General features: G+C 32.4%; 2 protein-coding genes. Both read right to left on the bottom strand.

Annotated features, from left to right (window positions below; all coding sequences use genetic code 11):
* Positions 1-1013 (bottom strand): IS5 family transposase (locus ASU35_RS01940; protein ID WP_172794576.1); only part of this gene is annotated, 1013 nt, incomplete at its 3' end.
* A 340-nt stretch (positions 1014-1353) separates the two neighbouring features.
* The gene (locus tag ASU35_RS01935; RefSeq protein ID WP_058351420.1) at positions 1354-4848 is read right to left on the bottom strand and encodes a VWA domain-containing protein; all 3495 of its coding nucleotides are present in this window, start codon (positions 4846-4848) and stop codon (positions 1354-1356) included.
* Positions 4849-4983 lie beyond the last annotated feature (135 nt).

The raw sequence follows: 4983 nt of genomic DNA, 5'->3' as shown, positions 1-4983 counted from the left end.
TCGTTGTATGCCTCGAAAGATATTTTTTCGATACGCCCATAGCCCTCACTGTCAAGGCTCAGATCAAATTTTGCTCCAAATTCAACAGGTGCTTTGACCTTCCCTCTGACAATCGGTCGAAGCCATGGCTGCGAGATACTTACGATACGATGTTCCACTGAGTGTACTTTGTTATCATACATGTACTTCTGCTGTTCATACAGCGTGATGATAATCAGATACAAACTAATTTCTTTATCTATCATCGCATATCCGTCGCTCATGAACTTTTCCAGATATCCGATGTCTCTTGCGACGTAACCAAGCTGTTTGCGGAGTGCCTTCCTGATTTTCTTTGCACTATGTTTTTTGCTTTTTGCAAATGCCAGATAATCTTTTCTGGCACGTTTTCTATAACGTCGTGGCAGTGGTAGACTATAGGACTTGCAAAAACGGTAAATGATGGTTTCCAGTTTTTCCCTTGCTTCGTTCAAGAGTGAAATATCCTGGGGATAACGGACGTTTGCTGGTGCACAGGTCGCATCCAGTGTCAATGTTCCTTTGTTTGTGTCTTCTTTTAAAGCGTCATTATCATCGGAGTTCCCAGAAGATGGCGGTGTATTGTTGTCATCATCTTTGTGGGCAAGAAGATACTCATTTACTTCCATCAGCATTTCAGCAGAAATGCGTTTGCGAAAAAGGACCAGTGTGCTTGCATCAAACGGAGCATCTTCCTGATAGCCGGGAAGTCCGATAAAGTACTGCAGGTACGGATTCTCTGCGATCTGTTCCACAAGCTCACGGTCGGAATACTGGAACTTGGTCTGGATGATCAGAGCTCCTAACGCCATACGAAGTGGCTTGGCAACATTACCCGTATCACTGGGGAACAGTTTTGCATATTTTACTTCAAATTCATCCCATGGGATTCGGTCAGCCAGTTTGATCCAGCGGTTATCCGGATTCATGTGGAGTCCCATAGGCTGGTTAAAATCGAGGAATGAGTGCTGTAACTTGTCGATTGGTTTGTACATTGATTTAGCTCCTTTATACTAAAAATCTGTAAGAAAACTGCAAGAAAAACGATTTTATTTCATCAAAATCCTTGCAATTATTATAGCAGAAAACGAGGTAAAAGTCAGTAAAATTAAGTGTTTTAGCTTAATCAGCAGACACTAATTATTAAATATCCCATCAAATTATATATTTTTGAATGCACTTCAGTTTCTATTATTGCAAACATAAAAAATGTTATTAAAGATGAAAATATCTCTAATCTTAATGATATTATCAGTGAGATTAGAACATATTTTTTGTTTTCTCTTATATAGTCTCTATATATTTTGTATAATTTAGTCATATGCCCATACCCCATTAGTAAATATTCTTTAAAGAGTTTGATATAAAGCTATCCTCTACGAATATATCTATTCCATGATATTTTATAGGAATATGAACAATTCCCCCAATTGTATGTTCTATATTATTGCCATATCTTTCATAAAATGTACTATCACCTATATAATCTCGAACTTCATCATATTTTATATAATGATTTGTAATTATAGCATTTGCCAAATCTATGTCTTGTTGTTTAGTTAAAAATTTTTTAGTAAAATGCTCTATTTTATTATATCCCAAAGCATTGAATGTAGCTGTATGATTTGGAATTTTTGTCACAGTGTCAGATTTTATTATACCAAATAATTTGTCATGTTTACTTTTTACAACTTCTATAGTCACATCTTGAGCTAAACGTCCACCCAAAGAATGTCCTGATATAAAGTAATCCCTACTTGGATATTTATTGCAGATACCTCTATATGAATAAAAAGCAAACGGAAGTTGTGGATTTACATCTCTTCCCCCAGCCAACAAGTCTGTAGATATATCGCTTAAAGCCTGAGTACCTAAATTAAAATCTGTTCCTCTTAAAGAATAAATTATATTTTTTCCATTTGATATAGCTACATATCCAAATCCACTATCTAATATATCTGACATTTTGTCTTTTAAAAAGTCTATACTCAACCAATAGTTATCAGATTTACCAGAATTGTTAGCTCCAACAACCAACCAATCTCCAATGTTTTTAAACTTGTCATTTTCAACACTTGTGTTTTTTAAAAATTTACCAACATGATTTTCTAAATTATTGTAACTTAGTTTTGCTGCAAGTGCTAATGTATAATCAGTTACATCATATATTAACGGATTTTTATCTTTTGAATCTATTATTCCGTCCCCATCAGTATCTTGTTTGTTTGGATTTGTGCCTAACTTTCTTTCTTCAAAATCGCTCAAGCCATCATCATCAGTGTCCGCTTTGTTAGGATTAGATTTGTAATGTCCTTTGTTAATTTCTACAGTTGTTTCTTCTATATCACTAAGTCCATCCTTGTCAGTATCTACTACTATATCTTTCTTATAGTAGTCGAATATTTGTAAAATATCTTTACTTGTGGTTATATGATAATATTTTCCCCCTGTCTGTTCAGCAAGTTTTTTTAGCAATGCTTCATCTATTGATGATTTTGAACCTAACCCCATTGTAAATATTTTTGTGTTCAAAGATTTTGCTTTTTGTATTACTTTATCATATTCTACGCTTGATATATGGCTACTATCTTCACCATCAGTAAATAAAACTATCACTTTCTCATTTTGCTTAGAATGTACTTTACTATCTTTCTCTATTATATCAATGGCATCTTGCAAACCATTTTTTATATTAGTTCCGCCGCTACCGTCTATTCTATTTATTGCGTTTTTAGCAACATTTTTGTCTTTCGTTATCCCTTGTAAAATTGTAGAACTATCATCAAAATCAATTACAGCTATGCTGTCTTTTTCTCCTAATGTATCTATCAAATCTTTTGATGCTTGTAATCTTAAATTCCCTCGGTCATTGTCTGACATAGACCCTGAAGAATCCATTACAAATACTAAATAAAATGGCTTAGTGGAATATTTATGATTTTTCACATAATCCGAATGTAATTTCTTTGCTAATTCAATTTCATATTCATTGCACACCACATATTTTGAAAAATGCGTTGGAGTATATGTCAATATGTGATTATCTCCATCTAAAACAACATCTTCAAGTTTTTCTAATTCTTTAGTGTTTTCGTTGTAATAATAAAGAGTAGGAATGAAATCTTTGCCAAGCGTTTTATCACTCGGAACTTCAAATTTAAACTGCATTTTAGCTGATGTAAAATAATCTGCATTTATCTCATATCCGCCTAAATACCCTACAGAATTTACTACTTGACTGTCAAATGCCTCCGAAAGAGGTGATACAGATATATTGTTATGATTTTCTATATTTGTATTTATACTTATGGTTAAGTCTATTTGATTAGCTTTTACTGATTCTATTTTTTTAGAGATTGCTTTTTCTTTAGAATCAAATACAAGCGGATTTAATCCATCTTTTATTTCATCATAATCAGATATTGTATCAAAATCTGTATCTAATTCAAGTGGATTTGTTTTATATTTAAATATTTCTTCATAATCATTTAATCCATCAAAATCCGTGTCTTCAAACTGTGGTGATGTCTTATAGATTTTTATTTCATCATAATTTGATATTCCATCACCATCAAAATCTTTATCTGAATCTTTTATAGTTGGATTGCTTATATAAAGTTCTTCACGGTCAGATAATCCGTCTCCATCAGTATCTTCTTTATCAGGGTCTGTACCTATTTTTCTTTCAAATTCGTCACTAAAGCCATCTTCATCTGTATCTACAAAATCTAATAACCATTTCACTAAAACTTTGGTATTTTTATTTACAACGAAATCTATATTTAATTCTTTTCCATTTTCATCCATAAAAATTGTTGTATAACCATCTATTTCAGGTAATTCTAATTTATGTCCCGCATTTATTTGAACTACTTTAGGTAATTCTACTCCATTTGGTGCATTTTCATATTCTAACTTTACATCATATGTTACACCTGTTATTTTTATATGTGGTACATATCTTATCTGTTTTTCTCCTGTAAAATATGTACTTTCTGATGGTTCATATACGTCTTTTAATCCATAATCTGTTGTAATATATCCTTGTAGTTTTGCTCCATTATCTAGGTGTTTTCTTATATAATTGGCTAATTTTTGTCTTTTTACTGTATTTGATGAGTCTTTATCTTCTACATTTCTTATATATTCTTTTCTATTTATACCGCTTATATCTCTTACTCTTTTGTATCCGTCCCATATTACGAGTTTTGTTTCTTGATATGCACTATCTCCTGCATATCCTTTCACAGTAAAGCCTTCATTTCCATTATATTCTTTAAATGCTTCTTCTATACTTTCTTTCCAACTTGAAAAGTCATCATTTCTGCTATATTTATTATCTACTCTTACTATCCCTATATTTGCTAAACCATATTTATCTTTTGGCAAACCATTAGTTCCTTGTTCTCCAAATTTATCTATATCTACAAGCAAATATCCTGTCATATAGTCTGATCTACCCCAGCCCCAACCTAAATCTCCATTTTCTTTGCCGAGTGGTCTTGTATATTTCCCGTTATTTACCATATGTCCAAACAATGGTGCATATGGTGCTATACCCTCCCACTTACTTTCATATCGTATTCCTGGATTCATAGATGAGCGTCTATAATCTACTTCTTGAATATCAAAAGTTCTATTATTTTCTGCATCTCTAAATTGTATACTTGCAGGAGTTGTCGTTTCTACAAAATCTAAATTTTCACTACTTACAACTTCTTCGTTTGATACAGATGTTTCGCCTTGTGCGAATACATTATTTGGTATCATAGTAAGTGTCATTGTTAAACTCATAACAACGCTTAATACTTTCATCTTTAACCTTTTCATAGCTGGTCTCCTTTAACGTTTTTTTAACAATTATATCATATTTCCCAAATTTTAGCACCCCAATATCTGTATTTAGACACGACAAACGCATGAATGAATAAATTATGAACACCCCCGTCCAGATTTTTGATATAA

Origin of the sequence: Acetivibrio ethanolgignens (assembly GCF_001461035.1) — a bacterium.
Classification (GTDB): Bacteria; Bacillota; Clostridia; order Lachnospirales; family Lachnospiraceae; genus Velocimicrobium; species Velocimicrobium ethanolgignens.
This window is presented reverse-complemented; position numbering and strand designations above follow the sequence as displayed.